This window comes from Pseudomonas sp. 51_B (assembly GCF_017491595.1).
In the GTDB taxonomy this organism is placed as follows: Bacteria; Pseudomonadota; Gammaproteobacteria; order Pseudomonadales; family Pseudomonadaceae; genus Aquipseudomonas; species Aquipseudomonas promysalinigenes.
In genome coordinates, this window is sequence record NZ_JAFGYW010000279.1 from 1 (window position 1) to 482 (window position 482).

At 62.7% G+C, this 482-nt stretch carries 1 pseudogene; it reads right to left on the reverse strand.

Going from position 1 to position 482, the window contains the following annotated elements:
• Positions 1-482, reverse strand: a pseudogene (locus tag J5M56_RS24820) (exodeoxyribonuclease V subunit beta); the annotation flags it as partial.

A 482-nucleotide genomic window follows, 5' to 3' on the forward strand; every position in this document is an offset into this window, starting at 1 on the left:
CCCCTCTGGCAGCGAGTTCGGCGCGTACGGCCTGGGCCTCTTTACCGTCACGGACGAGGATCGCGATGTCCGAAGGACGCAGACCTCTGAAGTCATCTTCCTGAACGAAACCAGCACTGCCGGTCTGCCCGCCATTGAGCAGTGCGGTGATTACACTGGCGCAGGCGGCGGCCATTTGCTGGCGATAGATCGCGCCGGACAGCGGCTGATCGCTGGGCAATTGCCAGACATTCAGTGCCGCCACGGCTTGCCCGGCAATCCGCAGCGTTTCCTTGCGCCCCTGAGACTCGACGGGGAGGAACGGCACCGGGTTCTCGCCATTTCTTTCGCGAAACAAAAACGCGCCGCGTCCCTGTTCTCGGGACTCGGCGCGTTCAAATACGTGATTGACCGCTGTGACCATACCGTGGCTGGAGCGGAAGTTAGTGCCGAGCGTATGCAAGCGGCCGGTAGTGGCCTGGCGTGCGCGCAAGTAGGTGTAG